This is a genomic window from Endozoicomonas sp. SESOKO1 (genome assembly GCF_024606265.1).
In the GTDB taxonomy this organism is placed as follows: Bacteria; Pseudomonadota; Gammaproteobacteria; order Pseudomonadales; family Endozoicomonadaceae; genus Endozoicomonas.
The window spans coordinates 1-19,615 of sequence record NZ_JAHHPP010000045.1 but is presented as its reverse complement, the minus strand read 5'-3'; the positions used below and the strand labels follow the sequence as shown (position 1 = coordinate 19,615).

The 19,615-nt window shown below is 48.3% G+C and carries 15 protein-coding genes; 6 read left to right on the top strand and 9 right to left on the bottom strand.

Going from position 1 to position 19,615, the window contains the following annotated elements:
• Window positions 1-9: 9 nt before the first annotated feature.
• On the bottom strand, window positions 10-366 hold the full coding sequence (gene clpS / locus KDK13_RS02625; RefSeq protein ID WP_257283309.1) for an ATP-dependent Clp protease adapter ClpS: 357 nt from the start codon (window positions 364-366) through the stop codon (window positions 10-12).
• Between the two features lie 381 nt (window positions 367-747).
• Complete coding sequence (icd, locus tag KDK13_RS02620; protein ID WP_257283271.1) at window positions 748-2,004, bottom strand: NADP-dependent isocitrate dehydrogenase; 1,257 nt, start codon at window positions 2,002-2,004, stop codon at window positions 748-750.
• Window positions 2,005-2,318: 314 nt separating this feature from the next.
• Here icd and mnmA point away from each other — a divergent pair, with 314 nt between their 5' ends.
• The 3 genes from mnmA to purB all read left to right on the top strand — a co-directional run bounded on the left by mnmA (window position 2,319) and on the right by purB (window position 5,690).
• Window positions 2,319-3,437, top strand: coding sequence for a tRNA 2-thiouridine(34) synthase MnmA (gene mnmA, locus KDK13_RS02615; protein ID WP_257283307.1), 1,119 nt, complete (start codon window positions 2,319-2,321; stop codon window positions 3,435-3,437).
• A gap of 58 nt (window positions 3,438-3,495) precedes the next feature.
• On the top strand, window positions 3,496-4,107 hold the full coding sequence (gene hflD / locus KDK13_RS02610; RefSeq protein WP_257283270.1) for a high frequency lysogenization protein HflD: 612 nt from the start codon (window positions 3,496-3,498) through the stop codon (window positions 4,105-4,107).
• A 212-nt stretch (window positions 4,108-4,319) separates the two neighbouring features.
• Entirely contained in the window at window positions 4,320-5,690 is a 1,371-nt protein-coding gene (gene purB / locus KDK13_RS02605) for an adenylosuccinate lyase (protein WP_257283268.1), read from the top strand.
• Here purB and KDK13_RS02600 read toward each other — a convergent pair.
• Window positions 5,687-5,866 (bottom strand): hypothetical protein, encoded by a 180-nt coding sequence (locus KDK13_RS02600; protein WP_257283267.1) that lies wholly within the window; start codon window positions 5,864-5,866, stop codon window positions 5,687-5,689. The two genes, purB and KDK13_RS02600, sit on opposite strands and share 4 nt — an antisense overlap.
• A 456-nt stretch (window positions 5,867-6,322) precedes the next feature.
• Here KDK13_RS02600 and KDK13_RS02595 point away from each other — a divergent pair, with 456 nt between their 5' ends.
• Window positions 6,323-7,444 carry a hypothetical protein gene (locus KDK13_RS02595; protein WP_257283265.1) on the top strand — a complete coding sequence of 374 codons (1,122 nt, stop codon included), beginning with the start codon at window positions 6,323-6,325 and terminating at the stop codon, window positions 7,442-7,444.
• 3 nt (window positions 7,445-7,447) lie between these two features.
• Here the strand turns inward: KDK13_RS02595 and KDK13_RS02590 are convergent, their stop codons facing one another.
• The 4 genes from KDK13_RS02590 to KDK13_RS02575 form a co-directional block, all read right to left on the bottom strand.
• The gene (locus tag KDK13_RS02590; RefSeq protein WP_257283263.1) at window positions 7,448-8,935 is read right to left on the bottom strand and encodes a DHA2 family efflux MFS transporter permease subunit; all 1,488 of its coding nucleotides are present in this window, start codon (window positions 8,933-8,935) and stop codon (window positions 7,448-7,450) included.
• Window positions 8,925-9,962, bottom strand: coding sequence for an HlyD family secretion protein (locus tag KDK13_RS02585; RefSeq protein ID WP_257283262.1), 1,038 nt, complete (start codon window positions 9,960-9,962; stop codon window positions 8,925-8,927). The genes KDK13_RS02590 and KDK13_RS02585 overlap by 11 nt, the downstream gene beginning before the upstream one ends.
• A gap of 186 nt (window positions 9,963-10,148) precedes the next feature.
• Window positions 10,149-12,332: a malate synthase G gene (locus KDK13_RS02580; protein WP_257283261.1), complete on the bottom strand. Its 2,184-nt coding sequence runs from the start codon at window positions 12,330-12,332 to the stop codon at window positions 10,149-10,151.
• A gap of 355 nt (window positions 12,333-12,687) precedes the next feature.
• Window positions 12,688-13,620 (bottom strand): LysR family transcriptional regulator, encoded by a 933-nt coding sequence (locus KDK13_RS02575; RefSeq protein ID WP_257283260.1) that lies wholly within the window; start codon window positions 13,618-13,620, stop codon window positions 12,688-12,690.
• Window positions 13,621-13,759: 139 nt separating this feature from the next.
• Here KDK13_RS02575 and aceA point away from each other — a divergent pair, with 139 nt between their 5' ends.
• Window positions 13,760-15,097: an isocitrate lyase gene (gene aceA / locus KDK13_RS02570; protein ID WP_257283258.1), complete on the top strand. Its 1,338-nt coding sequence runs from the start codon at window positions 13,760-13,762 to the stop codon at window positions 15,095-15,097.
• A 42-nt stretch (window positions 15,098-15,139) separates the two neighbouring features.
• Here aceA and KDK13_RS02565 read toward each other — a convergent pair whose 3' ends face one another.
• Window positions 15,140-15,934 carry a hypothetical protein gene (locus tag KDK13_RS02565; protein ID WP_257283257.1) on the bottom strand — a complete coding sequence of 265 codons (795 nt, stop codon included), beginning with the start codon at window positions 15,932-15,934 and terminating at the stop codon, window positions 15,140-15,142.
• Between the two features lie 191 nt (window positions 15,935-16,125).
• On the opposite strand from KDK13_RS02565, the gene KDK13_RS02560 reads away from it, so the two are divergent.
• Window positions 16,126-17,145 carry a threonine/serine dehydratase gene (locus KDK13_RS02560; protein WP_257283256.1) on the top strand — a complete coding sequence of 340 codons (1,020 nt, stop codon included), beginning with the start codon at window positions 16,126-16,128 and terminating at the stop codon, window positions 17,143-17,145.
• A gap of 100 nt (window positions 17,146-17,245) precedes the next feature.
• Here KDK13_RS02560 and pykF read toward each other — a convergent pair whose 3' ends face one another.
• Window positions 17,246-18,667 carry a pyruvate kinase PykF gene (pykF, locus tag KDK13_RS02555; RefSeq protein ID WP_257283255.1) on the bottom strand — a complete coding sequence of 474 codons (1,422 nt, stop codon included), beginning with the start codon at window positions 18,665-18,667 and terminating at the stop codon, window positions 17,246-17,248.
• Window positions 18,668-19,615: the final 948 nt, after the last annotated feature.

Sequence of the window (19,615 nt, the reverse complement as noted above, 5' to 3'; positions counted from 1 at the left end):
TTGAAAACGCTAATCGGCCTTTTCTGTCTTGCACAGCAGGGGATGGTCGTTTTCTCTGGAATATTCATTAACCTGCTGAGCCTTGGTTTCCGCGACATCCTTGCTGTATACACCACAAACGGCTTTTCCCTGGGTATGTACCATCAGCATAATTTGAGTCGCCTTCCCTTCTGGCATACTGAAAAACTTCTCCAGTACCTCAACAACAAAATCCATTGGTGTAAAATCATCATTCAGGAGCAAGACCTGATACATGGGAGGCGGAGCCAGCCTGGTTTTTTCCGGAACGACTGCAACGTCCAGATCACCTTCCTGTTCCCCTCCCTCTTTTTGCAAGCTTAGACGAAACAGTTCGAGATTACTCATGGTTTTATGACTGCCAACCTTCAATTTGCAACTTAACTGCCTGGTAACCAACTGCACAATCATGGCACCGCAACTGCCAATCATAAAAGCCAATCATAATAAAATAGCGAGCACAAATTACTGATCGGCACGGTTTACAGACATTTGATAACAGAAGATGAATTAGTGCTCATATACTTAGAAACTGACAAATCTGCCCAGGCTTCTTTTTATCATTCTAAAGATACTTGAGCAAATCACAATGATGGGCTATCAGAATTTGGTCGGATGACTCACAATAACAGGAGGTAAACGGCGAAAAGATAATAAAAAATGACGAAGTAAAATATTAAAGCCGGAAATGAATTTCCGGCCTTAACCGATGAAAAGTTAACTGAAAAATTACATATGTTTAATTATTGCATCGGCAAACTCAGAACACTTGACTAACGTTGCGCCCTCCATCAGTCGCTCAAAATCATAGGTAACAGTCTTGGCACCAATGGCACCATCCATACCCTTGATGATGAGATCCGCCGCTTCATTCCAGCCCATGTGGCGAAGCATCATTTCAGCAGAAAGAATGACAGAACCCGGGTTCACCTTATCCTGGCCTGCATACTTTGGAGCAGTACCATGAGTGGCTTCAAATACGGCAGTGGGCGCACCAATATTGGCACCAGGAGCAATACCGATACCACCAACCTGGGCAGCAAGCGCATCAGAAATGTAGTCGCCATTCAGGTTCAGGGTGGCAATGACATCATACTCCGCCGGGCGCAGGAGAATCTGCTGCAGGAAAGCGTCAGCAATAACATCCTTGATGACAATATCTTCACTGGTATTCGGGTTTTTGACAGTATGCCATGGACCACCATCAAGAGGCTGGCCGCCAAAGTAGTCAACCGCTGTCTGGTAACCCCAATCCTTGAAGGCGCCTTCCGTAAACTTCATGATATTACCCTTGTGAACCAGGGTAACGGATTGACGGTTGTTATCGATGGCAAACTGAATCGCCTGCTTCACCAGACGCTCGGTGCCCTCTTTTGAAACAGGCTTGACACCAATACCACAATCTTGCTCAAACCGTATTTTGGAAACGCCCATTTCATCGCGCAGGAAGCTGATCAGCCTATCGGCTTCGGCACTGCCCGCCTGCCACTCAATACCCGCGTAGATGTCTTCCGAGTTTTCACGGAAGATAACCATGTCTGTTTTTTCAGGTTCTTTTACCGGGCTTGGTACGCCTTTGAACCAGCGAACAGGACGAATGCAGGCGAACAGATCCAGCTCCTGGCGCAGGGCCACATTCAATGAACGGATACCGCCTCCAACGGGCGTTGTCAGAGGACCTTTAATGCTGACAACATACTCTTTGAGCGCCTCAAGCGTTTCTTCCGGAAGCCAGGTATTGTCATCGTAAACCTGGGTGGCTTTCTCACCGCAGTAGACTTCCATCCACTCAATTTTACGTTTACCTTCGTAGGCATTCTCAACAGCAGCATCAACAACTTTCAGCATGGCTGGTGAAACGTCAGCACCGATACCGTCGCCCTCAATATAAGGAATGACTGGGGTATCAGGAACATTCAGGGAGAGGTCCTCGTTGACAGTGATTTTGTCACCGTTGGCAGGCACCTTGATTTTTTGGTATCCCATTATCAACTCCGTTCGCTAAACATCGGTTTGACCAGATGAAAGACTGGTTCAACGCTTCTTGTCGTTATTTAAAGCATGCAGCCATATCCAACAACAATGTCAGTAAGGTAGAAAAACTACCGACAACGGCAAGCTGACCGCACAAAAACGCATATACCATATACCATCCTTGGCCAGGAATAAATGACGTTTTGTTACGAAAGCGAAACCGCTATCTGCATTTACCACTATAAACTTCCAGCAGTATGGCGCTTATTTACCGGGAACGGTAAAATGACCCGCTATTTTTTGACAGGTGGCAGTATACCCCAGTGATAAAGCATCCTTCCCAAACCAAAGTGATAGTTGGCATGTCCGGCGGTGTTGACTCGTCCGTATCCGCTTTGCTTCTGCAACAGCAGGGCTACCAGGTGGAAGGACTTTTTATGAAAAACTGGGAGGAAGATGACGGGTCTGAATACTGCACGGCAATGACTGATCTGGCCGATGCCCAGGCAGTCTGCGACAAACTTGGCATTCATTTACATAAAGCCAATTTTGCTGCTGAATACTGGGATAATGTCTTTGAACATTTTCTCAATGAATACAAAAACGGCAGAACTCCGAATCCGGATATCCTGTGCAATAAAGAGATCAAGTTCAAAGCCTTTCTGGATTATGCACTCACCCTTGGCAGCGATTACATAGCGATGGGGCATTACTGCCGTCGCGTGGATCGTGATGGCCATAGCTATCTGGTGAAAGGGGTTGATAATAGTAAGGACCAAACCTACTTCCTCCATGCGGTAAGCGAAGAACAGATTGCCCGTACGCTCTTCCCGGTCGGTGATCTTGAGAAAACTGAAGTACGACGCATTGCCGAAGAACACGGTCTGATTACCCACAACAAAAAAGACAGCACGGGTATCTGTTTCATCGGTGAACGCCGCTTCAAGGACTTTTTGCAACAGTACCTGCCGGCACAGCCCGGCGCTATTGAAACGGAAGATGGCAAAGTGATTGGTGAACACTCGGGCTTGATGTACCACACCATTGGCCAGAGGCAGGGACTGGGGATCGGCGGACTGAAAAATGCCGATGAAGCACCCTGGTATGTCCTGGAAAAAGACCTTCAAAGAAATGTGCTAATTGCCGGTCAGGGCAAGGATCATCCCCTGCTCTTCTCAGGCAGTCTGACCTGCTCTCACATTGACTGGGTTTCAGGAACAGCGCCACAGATGCCCTGCCGACTCAAGGCAAAAGTGCGTTATCGTCAGCAGGATCAGGGCTGTACGCTTACCCAAGAAGCCAACGGTGATTACCGGGTTATCTTTGATCAGCCGCAAAGAGCAGTGACTCCGGGCCAGTCGGTGGTCTTTTATGATGACCTTTACGGAGAGAATGTGTGCCTTGGCGGCGGTGTTATTGAAACACGGGCTCAAGCATCGGCTTGACCCTGATGAAACTGGAAACCTTTTCAACGAACAACGGAAACCCCAGAGAAGAAGATTGGTGCGATATTCTACAAAGGATCAGGCGGCTGCATTATCTGGCTTGTTCCAGGCCGCAGTGCTGGTAGACAAACTGGCCAGGACCGGGCAATTGAGTGAAGAGGCTCTGACCCCATCCATCCACAGTATTTTTGTCACCTCACCCGATGATGTTTCACAGGTTTACAATGGTTTCGATCATCTGGCCATGGGGCGTAAAACCCTGGAGTCCGTGTTAAGCAGGGACAGTTCTGCCATTCAGGGAGATGTTATTCGCTATGCGCTGGCTCTGATTCATATCGAGAAAAAGCTCAGTCGTAACCCAAAGATGTTGAGTACTATTGGTGAGCGACTCAACAGGACCAAGGAACAGGTAGAGCACTTTGGTATGCTTCATGAAAATGTGATTGCCAGCCTGGCCAGCATCTACCTGGATACCATCAGCACCTTTAAAACCCGAATACAGGTGGCTGGCGATATGCGCTACCTGCAAAACCCGGTCAACGCCAACCGGATCAGGGCTATCCTCCTGGCAGGTATCCGTTCTGCGACCCTTTGGCGCCAGTGTGGTGGCAGCCGCTGGCACCTGTTCATCAGCCGAAGCAAGTTACTTGATGGCCTCAAGCGATTGTAATGGCCTCAAGCGATTGTAATGGCCTCAAGCGACTGCAATTGCTGAATTTCAAAGGGCACTTCCCGGTGCCTGACTCATCCACTGTATTGGAAAACTGCCTGTGATCTTTCCTCTGGCCCACATTCTGATTAAGGCCAATCGGTCAATGATTAGAATCTGACAGAGGGATCCGTTATCATGCGCCCTTTTCCCCCGAGCTTAAGGCATAAAACATGGAGCTTAATGCACTGACCGCCGTCTCTCCCATTGATGGACGTTATGGTGACAAGACCCAGTCCCTCAGAACCATTTTCAGTGAGTATGGACTGATCCGCTTTCGGGTTGCGGTGGAGGTTCGCTGGCTGCAATCTCTGGCTAACCACTCTGCTATTTCCGAGGTTCCGGCACTTTCTGAACAAGCCAGCCAGCTGCTGGATAGTTTGGTCACTGGTTTCTCCATGGCAGAAGCTGAGCGGGTAAAAGAGATTGAACGCACCACCAACCATGATGTTAAAGCGGTGGAATACCTGATCAAGGAGCGCTTTCAGGGCAATGATGAGCTGGCAGCGATCAGTGAGTTTGTCCACTTTGCCTGCACATCGGAAGATATCAATAACCTCGCTCATGGCCTGATGCTGAAAACCGGTATGGCAGAGGCCATATTACCTGAGATGCGCAAAATCATTTCAGCCATCGAACAGCTGGCCAGAACCCATGCCAGCCAGCCCATGCTCTCCAGAACCCATGGCCAGACCGCCTCCCCAACCACTCTTGGCAAAGAGATGGCCAATGTGGCTTACCGCCTGAAACGTCAGCTGAGACAAATCGAAAGCATTGTCCCCATGGGGAAAATCAACGGCGCTGTCGGCAACTACAATGCCCATCTGTCGGCCTACCCGGAAGTGAACTGGGCTGAGCATGCGGAGCAATTTGTCACCAGCCTGGGCCTGGAATGGAACCCCTTCACAACGCAAATCGAACCTCACGATTGCATTGCTGAACTTTATGATGCCATCTGCCGCTTCAACACCATTCTCATCGACTTTGACCGGGATGTCTGGGGCTATATCTCTCTGGGGTATTTCAAGCAGAAGACGGTGGCCGGTGAGGTTGGCTCTTCAACCATGCCCCACAAAGTCAACCCGATTGATTTTGAAAACTCGGAAGGCAACCTGGGCATCGCCAACGCCATTATGCAGCACCTGGCCACCAAACTGCCGGTTTCCCGCTGGCAGCGCGACCTGACGGACTCCACTGTGCTGCGCAATATGGGCGTTGGCCTGGGTCATAGTCTGATTGCCTATGCCGCAACCCTGAAAGGCATTGGCAAGCTGGAAGCCTCCCCTGCCCGTCTTGGGCAGGACCTTGATAACGCCTGGGAAGTATTGGCAGAGCCTATTCAGACTGTTATGCGCCGCTATGGTATCGAACAGCCATACGAAAAGCTCAAGGCACTGACCCGTGGTCAGGAAGGCATTACCAAAGCGACTCTGGCAACGTTCATTGATGGCCTGGCGCTTCCCGCCGATGTGAAGGCCGGGCTTAAAGCGCTGACACCCGCCAGATACATTGGTAATGCAGCAGAGCAGGCTCTGGCGATTTAACGCAAGAATACCCAAAAGGAATTGGCAAAAGGAGAAGCAATAACGCAAATCATAGGGTGATTATCCGCCAGTTTTGGATAATCACCACAGAAACCAATTAAGCCATCTGAACTATTTTTTCTGTCTTGTTGTCCAAAAATCATTATTAATAAAAAAACAGGACTGGCGTTATGCACCCGACACTTGCAGGATCACTCCCTTATTTCGTATCAAATGTGCCTGTCACCACACCCCCTGTCCCCGTAGGGGGCGATATTCAATCAGGCGGATCCTCTAGAACAACAGCTGCCCACTTCACCGATAAAAATGTTTCTGCAGCGCCCTGTTCCATCACAACATTCAAACAATCGCCGGAATGTGGAATATGTCATGAGCACATTCGTCTGGATAATCGTACTATCACTGAACAGGGGATGACGTATTGCCGATTCAACCACGCATACCATGACCGTTGCATTAAAGAGTATTACACCCGGAATCCTGATCATGCTCCCCGTCAAAATCCGGACTTAAAGTGTTTTATATGTACCAATCCAATGCCATTAAGGATGCCCAGATGGGATGGCGAGGCCTTTATTTGCCCGATCCGCAAAAAAGAACTGTATGCCCTTACCCCTTATGTTGGTGCCCCCATGACTTTCTCCCTGGCTGATTTTCCCATGATCGATGCCCGGGAGGTCACGGTTGCCCTGGGTTTTAAGGGTGCCCCTGTCATCCGTCTTTTGGACACATCGCGAGGGCCACAAGCGGAAGATCCCACACGGGTCGATTATTTCTTCTGCCTGAATAACAAATTAAAAATATTCCGATTCGATGTTCTGGACCCGAAACAACCACCACCAAATACTCGTCCCATCATCGCCGCCTATTTGGCCCAGATCGCAAGTAACATGGCATGTGGATCTTCCGCTCTTTTTCTGGACTACTTGCAAGAAATAACTGAAAACTTGTCGAAGTCCCTTGGTGTAGACAAAGACACCCTACCGATCTGTATTACGATTAGGGACATTGATAAAAAGAAATTATTTACATTTGTTAGTAATTACCCTACTTACCCCCTGGAATGGTGCAAGCCTGCGACACAACGATTGGTGTGTCTGGAAAATAAAGAAGATACTTCTGGCTCACGTCCCGCTCTTTTACCTGAGTCTGCCCATTTTGCAAGTCAAAGTAGCAGCGCGGTCACAGGGCAAACCGGCACTGTTTCAACCAGTGGCCATGGGGGTAATTCTCGAATAAAAGCATTGATTGAAGGCCCGGATACTGATCTGCCACCACGGAAATGGGCAAACACAGAGCCATCCCCCATTAGCGAAAACAGAACCGGGCAACCAATGGAAGCAAATACCATCCCCCAGCTCGACAGGCTCTCATTCGAGTTATCTATCACTGCCCCTGACAGCAAGGATTCCCTGGTTATTTTCAATAATATGAATTTCCGTGATAGCCTTTCCACCAAAGCAGTTTTTGACAATGGCCGGTCACCTTCCAGCGATGTGTTAGATTCGCCTGAATTTGTAAAATTCAATACTGATTTTTTAGAGGCAATCTCAAACATGGACGAGGATGATGAGCTGTGGGTCAGGGTAAAGCTGGAAAAGCCATCCGATTCAACAAAAAACCAGAACACAGGGCCATCTCCTGATGAGCCTCCTCTCGAGCATGAAGACACGCACAATTTACTCGATGAATTACCACTGGCAAACCTTAGCATCACAGAGAAGCCCTTTAACACCAACCCAAAAAGTGAATAACGTTTATGAAAGGCCTGCCCGCTTTAAACAGGGCAGTAGCAACATCAGTAACAGGTAGATAAATGTCAGCAACGTAAAGCAATGGACAAAAGCCAGTATGGCGGACTGCTGCTTCAGTAAAGCCGCAATGTGCCCAATAAAGGTGATGTCCGTCATGGTCTCACTGGTCGCTTTAGCATAGGCCTGCAACAGCGGGTTATCCGGCGACAAACTCCCGCCCAGACTCTGCCACTCCAACTGCTTCTCATAACTGAAATAGGTATTGATAACGGCGATGCCTATTGAAGAACCTATGGTCCGGCAGAGGTTGAACATCGCAGTACCACCGGGAATAAGCTCTGGCCTGAGTGTCGAGAATGCCATTTTGGACAATGGCGCAAAAACCAGCCCCAGTCCGGCCCCCTGAATCACAGAAGGCAGAATAATCCAGAACGGATCAATATCCAGGGAGTACCGGCTCATTTGCCAGACACCAGTGGCGTTAAGCACAAGACCGACAAATATCATAATCCGGTTATCCAGCTTATCCATTAACGGAGCAGCCATAATCAGAACCACCGCAGAGGCAATCCCCCTGGGAGCCATAATAAAGCCGGAAGTTTCTACCGGATAATTCAGGAGTTCCTGAAGCAGCATGGGTTGCAGTTGCAGCACACCAAAGGTGCCAACAGCAAAACAGCTGACCATCAGACATGAAACCCCAAGGTTGCGATCCCTCAGCATCCATACCGGTGCAATCTCTCCCCTGGTGTAAAAAGAACGGAAAACAAATACAGCAATAAGAAGCACACTGGCGATGGTAGAAAACAGGATGAGATTCGAACTGAACCAGTTTTTTTCGTTACCCTGGGAAAGCACCATTTGTAAAAGGCCGATTCCCAGGGCCATGGTGAATATCAACAACCAGTCGATGGAAGTTTTGCCACGGTTACTGATCCGTATGTTTTTGAATATTAGAAACAGACAGACAACGCCGACCGGCAGATTGATATAAAAAACCCAACGCCAGTTCAGATGTTCTGTAAGAATTCCACCAATCACCGGACCAAGAACCGGCCCTACCATAACCCCAATGGAAAATAACGCCATGGCACGGCCCTGCTCTTCTTTGGGATAAACCTGCATAAGAATTGACTGGCTAAGGGGAATCACAGAAGCACCAAATACTCCCTGAAACACCCTGAAGAATACCATTTCCATCAGTGAATCAGCCTGACCACAAAACGCAGACATCAGCACAAATCCACCAATGGAATACAGCAGCAATTTTCGCTCACCAAGACGCCGGGTCAGAAAACCCGCCAGAGGGATACAGATGGCTTCCGCCATGGTGAAACTGGTCAATACCCAGGTAATCTGATTTGAGGTCGCTCCCAATGATCCCATCATATCCGGTAGCGCAACATTCGCTACCGTCGTATCAATAATGACCATCAGTGAGGAAATGATAATAGTGATGGTGACAGCCTGTCGGCTAACACTATTTTTCATGGGAGGGTTCATTAGCAGTGGCTACGGTATCCACCGTTACCGTGGCACTGGCCCCTACTCTCAGCGGCTCTTTACCCCGCTGATTATCAGCATCCTTCAAACGTATACTAACCGGAAAACGCTGAGTAATTTTCACCCAGTTACCGGTTGCATTTTCGGGAGGGAGTAGAGAGAAAGCAGAGCCACTGGCCGGTGAAATAGACTCAACGGTTCCCGTAAATGTAGTATTCGGATACATATCCAGCTCAACACTGGCCGACATGCCTGGCTGAATTCTGCCAAGATCACCCTCCTTGAAATTGGCCTGAACCCAGTAACTTTCCGCTACCACTAATGGCATCAGGGCCTGCCCCTCATTTACCACACTGCCCGGATGGATATTGACTTTACCCAGCTCTCCATCTGCAGGGGCAGAAATATTGGTATAGGACAGGTTGAGGGTGGCCAACATTAACGTAGCGGCGGCTTCCTGAACTGCTGGAGCCTCTTCACCCTCTGCCCCCTGCTCAGCGATCAGCTGTGCCATTTGTGCCCTTGCACTGGCCAGGGCATCCTGTGCGGTAATCAGTGCGGCCCTGGCGGTGTCAGCCTCTTCCTCAGGAAGAACACCCTCAGCAACCAGTGTCATGGTACGTCTGAAGTTTAATTGTACTTTTCGCAGTTTTGCTGCTGCAGTGGAAACATTACTGCTGGCAGCCAATATCCCCTCACTGTCAGCCTCGTTTTCCTCTGTCGCTACCTGATAAGCAGCTTTTGCCTTATTGAGCTGTGCTTCATAAGACGCCGGATCAATCTGAATAAGCATCTCACCCGCATGCACATGCTCATAGTTGTCTACATTGACGATACTGACCCGACCACCGACCTGTGGCGCTATATAGATAATATTTCCGTGAACATAGGCATCATTGGTGCTCGGGTATTTTTTCTGATATTCGATATAGAAATAGGCGGCGATCAGCAGAATCAACAGAACGGCAACAGTGATTATCCAGTTTCGCACTGAATGAGGGGATGCATTATCCATTCTCGAGACCAGAAAAACAGTTAAAGGGTTATCTCTTTATCAGACAGGAGCATTCGATAAAGGGTTCAGAAGATAATGTTGGAAAAGGTTAGTATAGTGAGAAGCGTTGGTCTAATTGAGGACACACTCTCAATTAACATGGTAACCAGTTGATTGAGAGTGTGTTTTTGAATTCAGAATCAGTCTTCAAGCAGGATTGGCAGCTTTATACTCTTTTCGGCGTTTATGAAGTACAGGCTCGGTATAACCGTTAGGCTGCTCACAGCCCTTGAATACAAGATCGCAGGCTGCAGCAAAGGCAATGCTCTTGTCAAAGTCTGGCGCCATGGGTTGGTAAGCGGTATCAGTGGCATTTTGCCGGTCTACAATCACAGCCATACGCTTCATGATTTCCATGACCTGCGCTTCTGAACAGATACCGTGACGAAGCCAGTTGGCAATATGCTGGCTGGAAATTCGCAGCGTGGCACGGTCTTCCATTAAACCAATGTCGTTAATATCCGGAACCTTGGAACAACCAACGCCCTGGTCAATCCAGCGCACCACATAACCAAGAATCCCCTGGGCGTTATTATCCAGCTCTTTCTGGATCAACTCGGCGGATAATTTACCAGGATTATTCATTACCGGAATTTGCAGAATGTCATCAACACTGGCTTTTTGACGACTGGCCAGTGCCTCCTGACGGGCCAGAACATTAACCCTGTGATAATGAACGGCGTGGAGCGTTGCGCCATTGGGAGAAGGTACCCAGGCGGTGTTGGCTCCTGACAGGGGATGAGCCATCTTCTGCTCCATCATTTTTGCCATCTCATCCGGCATCGCCCACATACCTTTACCAATCTGGGCTTTGCCCGGCAGGCCAGTATGAAGACCAATATCAACATTGTGATCTTCGTAGGCCTGAATCCAGGTGGATTGTTTCATCTCGCCTTTGGGAATAACAGGGCCGACTTCCATGCTGGTGTGTATCTCGTCCCCGGTACGGTCCAGGAAACCGGTATTGATAAAGACAATGCGGTCTCTGGCCTGGCGGATGCAGGCTTTCAGGTTGATGGAGGTTCTGCGCTCTTCATCCATAATACCCACCTTTAAAGTATTGGCAGGCAGATCAAGAGCCGCTTCGATACGGGAAAACAGTTTGCAGGTAAAGGCGACTTCTTCCGGCCCATGCATCTTTGGCTTGACGATATAAATGCTGCCTTCCCGTGAGTTCTGCTGGCTACCTGCTTTTTTCTTCAGGTCATGGATGGCAATCAGGGAGGTGAACATACCATCCATAATCCCCTCCGGAATTTCATTACCCCGGGCATCGAGAATGGCATCATTGGTCATCAGGTGGCCAACATTTCGTACAAACATCAGGCTTCTGCCGGGTAAGACCAGTTCACCACCGTCTGGTGCCGTGTAATACCGGTCAGAACTCAGCTTTCGGGTCACCGGTTTGCCACCTTTAACAAACGTATCCTCCAGGTTGCCTTTCATCAGTCCAAGCCAGTTGCGATATACCAGGGCCTTGTCTTCTGCATCCACTGCCGCCACTGAATCTTCGCAGTCCATAATGGTGGTAATGGCAGCCTCAACAATAAGATCCTGAACATCCGCAACATCGTCTCTGCCGATTACACCTTCAGAATCAAACTGAATATCAATATGCAATTCATTGTTTTTCAACAATATTGAGTCTGGTTTTTCAGCGGTTCCGGTATAACCGAGAAACTTTTCCGGTTCTTTCAGGGATGTTGTGGAACCATCCTCAAGCGAAATGGCCAGACTGTTTTCCAGCACCTGATAGCAAACGGCTTCTTTATGGCTACCAGAAACCAATGGAGCCGCTGTATCCAGCAATTCACGACCAAACTCAATCACTTTCCTGCCACGAATCGGGTTATATCCTTTCCCCTTTTCAGCACCTTCAGTTTCGGGAATAGCATCCGTTCCATACAACGCATCATAAAGGCTACCCCAGCGTGCATTGGCAGCATTCAAGGCAAAACGGGCATTCATAACGGGAACGACCAGCTGGGGTCCTGCCTGACGAGCTATTTCACTGTCAACATTGGCGGTGGAGATGGAAAAGTCATCCCCCGCAGGCAGTAGATAACCTGTTTCCTCAAGGAACGACCTGTACTCAGGCTTATTTTCTTCGGTATAACGGTTTTGTCGGTGCCATGCATCAATCTTCTGCTGAAGCTCATCCCGACGGGCCAGAAGTGCTACGTTTTCAGGGGCAAGGTCATTAACCAACGCTTCAAGTGACCGCCAGAACTTATCTGGATCAACCCCGGTTCCCGGAACAATGTCATTCACCAGTAAATCATGGAGTACCCGCGCTACTTGCAGGCCGCCTTTCTGGATGCGTTCAGTCATTTCAACCTCACTTCCTGATTATCATTATTATGCAACTGACGTGTATAGTATGCATGCAACCATGTACAAGGAAAAGTCAACGAGTCGGCAGGCAGAATTTACCTCACAGGCGGTCTATAAGTAGCTAACCATATGAAATCATATATTTCCAATTAACACCCGCAATGACGGTTATTTATCGTATGAATGAGGCAAAAAGAAAGCCCTTTTCTTTTGAATAAAAGAAAAGGGCTTTTTCGACAGAACTTTCTCTCTGGCAAATCAGTCGTTCAGGACAACACCCTGCTGCTTAGAGATTAACAAGTAGTAAGACTCTGCCATAAATTCTTTGCTTACATAAAAGCAAACTAAACTGTCACTTTTCCGCCACGGATTTAATAATCTGTCTCAACCACTGATGCGCAGAATCATGATGCAGCAAAGGACTCCAGGCCATGGATAGATCAAATGATGGAATTTCAAACGGTGGGCTGAGCACAGCGAGCTTTGCACTAAAGCGTTCAATATCCGCAAGCCGACTGGGAAGTGTAGCGATCAGATCATTCTGGACAGATAACAGCATTGCCACCTGGTAATGGCGGGTAAAAACACTGATTTTGCGTTTTTTGCCAACGGCAGCCAGTGCTTCGTCTACCCAGCCCAGTCGCTGAACATCTTCAGGATTAACCCCGACACCAACACCCATTCCGGTTTTGCTGGCCCAGATATGCTGGGCTTGAAGATAGGTGTCCAGAGTAAAGTTATTCAGTATCGGATTTTCTCTACTGACTACACAGGAAAAGTCATCCTGCCATATCCGGGATTGATAAAACGACTGAGGCAGACTGTCAAAACGGTTAATGGCCATATCGACCCAACCTTGTTCTACGTCGTGAAAACTTACATCACTGGGCGTTAAGACATCCAGTGTCACATGATGTGCCACTGAGCGAACCTGCTTCAATACCACGGGAATCAGGGTTGATTCTGCATAATCAGAAGCCATGATCCTGAATACCCGCTGACTGAACTCAGGATCAAACTTTTCTTTTGGCTGAATCGTTTTCTCCATGGCCAGTAATGCTTCACGAATCAGTGGCTGTAGTTCAAGTGCACGTTCTGTTGGGGTCATCCCTTCGCTGGTCCGGATTAACAGAGGGTCATTAAACAACTCCCGCAGTCTGCGAAGACCGTTGCTCATAGCGGGCTGGGTAATGCCCAACTGTTCAGCGGCACGGGTTACATTCCGCTCCCTGAGCAGAACATCCAGGTAAACCATCAAATTCAGATCAACGCGTGCAATATTCATTCTATAAATACCCGAGATAACGCTTATAAATTACCAGAATCTTTTTCAGGTGTTTAGGATGTACGACGTAAATCAAACATTTGTTTGAATTTAAACAGTCGCATAACTACACCTCGCTTTTCGGGGGAGGAAAAATAACATGGCTCGCTACTCTTATAACAAGCCGCGTTACAACCGCTCTGAAGAAATTGCCCGCATTGAAAAGGACTGGGCGGAGAACCCGCGCTGGAAAAATGTAAAAAGAACCTACAGTGCGGAAGACGTTGTCCGTCTGAGAGGTTCTGTCAACATCGAAAACACCATTGCCAGACAAGGGGCCGAGAAGCTCTGGGATCTGGTGTATGGCAATCAGTCTAAAAAGGGGTATGTAAACTGTCTTGGTGCCCTCACTGGCGGTCAGGCAGTACAACAGGTTAAAGCAGGCATTGAAGCGATCTATCTTTCCGGCTGGCAGGTTGCGGCAGATAATAATACGGCCAGCACCATGTACCCTGATCAGTCTCTGTACCCGGTTGACTCCGTACCGGCAGTGGTCAAGCGCATCAACAACAGTTTCCGTCGTGCCGACCAGATTCAGTGGAAAGCCGGTAAGCAACCAGGGGATAAAGGTTATGTTGACATGTTTGCCCCGATAGTTGCTGACGCTGAAGCAGGCTTTGGTGGTGTACTGAACGCCTATGAGCTGATGAAGGGCATGATTGAGGCCGGTGCTGCAGGTGTACACTTTGAAGATCAGCTGGCTTCTGTTAAAAAGTGTGGCCACATGGGTGGCAAGGTACTGGTTCCTACTCAGGAAGCCGTACAGAAGTTGATTGCCGCTCGATTGGCTGCTGACGTTGCTGATGTACCAACCATTGTTCTGGCCCGTACCGATGCCAACGCCGCTGACCTGATTACTTCTGACTGCGACCCTTATGATGCCGCATTCCTTACTGGCGAAAGAACAACTGAAGGTTTCTTCCGGACCAGGGCTGGTATTGATCAGGCTATTGCCCGTGGTCTTGCCTATGCTCCATACGCCGATCTGCTGTGGTGTGAAACCGCTACTCCCGACCTGGATGAAGCCCGCAAGTTTGCTGAAGCGATCAAAGCTGAATACCCGGATCAGCTGCTGGCCTATAACTGCTCACCATCCTTTAACTGGAAGAAAAACCTGGACGATGAAACCATTGCCAAATTCCAGCAGGAACTGAGTGATATGGGTTACAAGTATCAGTTCATCACTCTTGCGGGCATTCACAACATGTGGTTCAACATGTTTGAACTGGCTCATAACTACGCTCAGGGTGAAGGGATGAAGCATTATGTAGAAATGCTTCAGGAGCCAGAGTTTGGCGCTGCTGAAAAAGGCTATACCTTTGCTGCCCACCAACAGGAAGTGGGTACCGGTTATTTTGATGATATGACGACGGTTATTCAGGGTGGTCAGTCTTCAGTAACCGCATTAACCGGGTCTACGGAAGAAGAACAGTTCTAAATCAATGAAGTTTGAGTCCCTGATCGATGTTGGGGCTCATCTTTAATCACGGAACATATCGCTGGCTATTCTGGAATTCACGATTTGCAGCGCTGCTTCAAATCTTAAGGCGGCTTTGTCCAGTGATGGCCTACGCGCACTCTGCATTGTTAGCGTATCAAGAAGTGACCAGGCTCTTTCTGAACCTTCCGGTTTACTGTAAATTAAAAGACGCTCACCACTGGAAAAAGTGCCATTGTATGCAAGCCTGTCTGTGATCCTTTTTATTTGATAATCATAGAGTCCTTCCACCACCTTATCATAATTTGTTACTAATTTTTCATAGGTTGTTGAAGGAACCGATTTTTGATGATTTAAGGCTCCCGCCTTTTTTGTGCGATGTGTTGCGTCATGCACATTACAACCAATCCCTGAAGAGGAATTGGCGAATACACTTTTATTAAGCAGGTGTCGAAGCGTAACACCATCTTCACGAGTAGTGTGTCGGGATGTCAAAAAAGCATCAACGTCTGTAATTATTCGCGCAGTACGCTTCGCAGCATATTTAGTGCTTGGCTGTTCAAAAGTACAGCTTTCACAAATCCTTGAGGGATAGAGCCACCGTTCCCGAAGAAATTTCCTCAGTACTTTTACATCCCTGGAGTCTGTCTGTGTAGATCTAATAAAGGTATTTACATCGTATAGAATGTTAATAGCACTGTCCTTTGCGACGTTAGAGCTGAATTTCTTGTCTAAATTCTCCCCACCTTTAGAGCTGATTACTTTATCTCCAAATGCATTCAGGTATTCAAGCGTTGCAGCTTGGCAGGCTGGTATTCTGGAAATTGTCGGGAACATTCAAGCAAGCCTTTGTAAGCGTTATTATGACTACAATCCATCAGACTCATTCTTTATAAAAAAGTTCAATTCAAAACGGAACATTTTCCACTGAATGAAATTGTCGAACTTCACAGCCAATTTTGACTATCTTATAGTCAACAATCCCTTCTTTGCCCGATGGCCTTCAATAAGATACAGATATCGAGGTTATGCCAGCAGTACCCAATGTTAACAAGCTTCCTGATTTCCTGAAGTTAAATGATGCTTTTCAGCAAATAAGAAACAATGTCCGCACAACCCCCCTGATAAAATCAGACACCCTGAGTGAACTGATTCGTGGAGAAGTGTTTGTCAAGGCAGAGTCGTTGCAAATTACCGGAGCATTTAAGTTTCGGGGCGCATTTTACCGACTGTCAAATTTAACAGAACCACAGAAGAAACAAGGAGTTACATCATACTCTTCCGGTAATTTTGCAGCAGGCCTGTCAGCTGCCGGGCAGCTTCTGGGGATTCCGGTCAGACTGGTCATGCCCCATGATGCCCCCCAATCAAAAATAAATAATGCCAGGCGTTATGGCGCAGAGGTCACTCTCTGCCAATGCAATAATCCTTCCAGGGAGGAAGCTGCCAGTGATATGGCCAGTAAAATAGCCAATGACCATGGTGCAGTTCTGCTTCACCCGTTCGATGACCATGAAATCATCATTGGCCAGGCATCTGTGGCACTGGAGCTTCAGGAACAGCTGGCGATGACCGGGAAGGCCTGTGATCATATTCTCTGCCCCGTTGGGGGTGGCAGTCTGGTTGCAGGATCAAGCCTGGTCTTTGGTGACAACACCCAGGTATGGGCTGTTGAAGTCGATGGTTACCAGGGAATGGGGATTTCTCTTGAAAAAGGCAGACGCTCTCGAGCCAAAGGCCATATCTTGTGTGACTGTGATGCTCTACTGGCCCTTGAACCCGGCATTGCCAACCTGGACATCGTGCTGCAAACCGGTGTCAGAGGGATAACAGTAAATACCCAACAGGCTCATGATGCCGTCAGGCTCAGCTTTCAGGAAATGAATCTGGTGCTGGAACCCAGTGGTGCTGTTGCCATTGCCGCGGTTATGGAAAACCCGGCGCTGTTTGAAAATAAAACCGTAGTCGCTGTTGGCAGTGGCGGTAATGTTGACCCGGACAAGTACGCTTCAATATTACAATCAGGATTACAATCAGGGCACAGTTAACAAGGCTCAGTCAGGAGGGAGGAAATGTTCTGATGCTTCCCTGTCCTCCCCGGGAATGGAGAGGACAGGCAAGGTGACATGATTACAGCGGGATCAGGGATTAGTCGATCACATGCACAGACGCAGTGTTGGTAGTACCTGACTCAACCAGGGCACCGGAAACCATAACAACAATATCACCAGACTGCACAAAGTTGTGCTTTACCGCCAGCTCTTTACCCAGCTTATAAAATGCATCGGTGTTTTCCTGTTGTGGTACCAGGCTGGTGGTCACCCCTTTGCTCAGGCTCAGCTGGTTAGCGGTCTTCTCGGAAGACGTCAGGGCAAGAATCTGGGCTTTAGGGAAGAATTTACGCAGTGAACGTGCAGACTTACCCTGTTCTGTGGCAACGATAATCAGCTTGGCTGCCAGGATATCAGCCGTCTTGACGGCACCACGGCATACTGCCTGAGTGATGCTGCGGTAGTCGTCGATCTCGGCGTCGAATTCTTCAACACGCAGTTCCATGCTGCCATCCGTGCTGTTACAGATGGTTGCCATTACCGCAACAGATTCTGCCGGGTACTTACCTTTGGCACTCTCACCGGACAGCATAACGGCGTCGGTGCCGTCCAGAATAGCGTTTGCCACGTCACCGGCTTCGGCACGGGTTGGACGGGGATTCTTGATCATGGAATCCAGCATCTGGGTAGCGGTGATTACTGGCTTACGGGCATGGTTACACTTATTGATCATCATCTTCTGGGCGAAAATCACCTGGTCAACCGGGATTTCCACACCCAGGTCACCACGGGCAACCATGATGGCATCAGAAACGGCCAGGATATCGTCGAAATTATCAACGCCTTCCTGGTTCTCGATCTTGGAAATGATCTGGATTTCCCGGCCGCCATTGGCATCCAGCAGCTCACGAATCTCTTTCACGTCGCTGGCTTTACGGATAAAAGATGCGGCGACAAAGTCAACGCCCTGCTCACAACCAAACACCAGGTCAGCCTTATCTTTCTCAGACAGGGCCGGCAGGTTGACCTTGACACCTGGCAGGTTTACACCCTTGTTTTCACCCAGCTCGCCATTGTTCTTGACTTCACAGATGATTTCCTGAGCCTTGACGTCTTTTACTGTCAATTCAATCAGGCCATCATCCAGCAGAACCGTGTTACCAGGCTTCAGGTCGGCAGTCAGGCCAGCATAGGTAACGGCTACGCGAGTGTTGTCACCGATAACAGACGTGTCGGTAGTCAGCGTAAATTCCTGACCAGCAGTCAGCATGACGTCATCGCCGTTTTGCAGTTTAACCGTACGGATTTCCGGGCCTTTGGTGTCCAGAAGAATGGCAACACGCTTACCGGTTTCAGCCATGACTTCTCGCAGACGGTCAATACGGCCACCATGCTCGTCAAAGTCACCATGGGAGAAATTCAGTCGCATCACATTCATGCCATTGTTGACCAGTTTGGTCAGCATTTCATGGGATTCAGACTTTGGGCCGATGGTACAGACGATCTTGGTCTTTCTCACTGGAGTTTTCTCCGTCAGAGGTGGGGTTCTAGTGTGATTGGCTGTCAGGCGAACAATGTCCCGACACGTTGATGGGGGCGGATATTAACGTAAAAACGAAAGAAAACCTTGGTCTTTTTACAATAAATTCATTGTTTTAGATCAGTATTTTCCGCAAAGGTGTAGAATTGATAACCAACAATAATAATTTATGAAAAGGCATGTGAAACAGTGACCTTTTGTAGAAAGAATCGTTATTTATGACTGATTGAAAATTGCCCTGTTTCAAAGAGTGCAATGATAACCAAAAACACCACGGAGAAAAGTGTTCCCTTCATGGAATTGGCATTTCTCCACTGCTCAGTCTCTGCGTAATTAAGATGAGACTCTGTCAACATGCAACGATTGGCCGAGTGAGTCATTTTTCCAGTGTTTTTATAACCCTGAACTGGTAAATCCCTTAGAAAAAGGAACTTTTGCCAAATTAACTGATCTGATGTTCCGTTTTTGATTAGGCTGACAGGTAATAGTCATCAGGAGGATGTCCATGAGTCAAAGACCCAGAGAAATCCCACAGGCTGCTACTTATTAATGGCCACAAAAAATCAATCTCTCTGCCAATATGGCCGGAACTATCATGCAACCAATAGCGCAGAATGTCCTCAGCAGTATATCTAGCGGTACGCCAGTTAATTCAGCCATAAGCGGTTTGGAAGCAAGCGGTCTAAAAGGGAGCACAGCCACAGAACAATCTGAACAACCGTTACTTAAGGGAGAAAAGTCACAGTCAAAGCGGGTGACTGACGATAGAAAACGTCTTCTGGAAGTCTCTAATCCAAATCAGGCCCAATCGCTCAAACGGTTAAAACAGGATTTTCCTCACACATGGATGACCAGCACAGATATCGGTGGTCCTGACACTCCCCGCCCTGGCGGGCGAGGGTTCTTGATCGCTCAAGAACGTTTCTG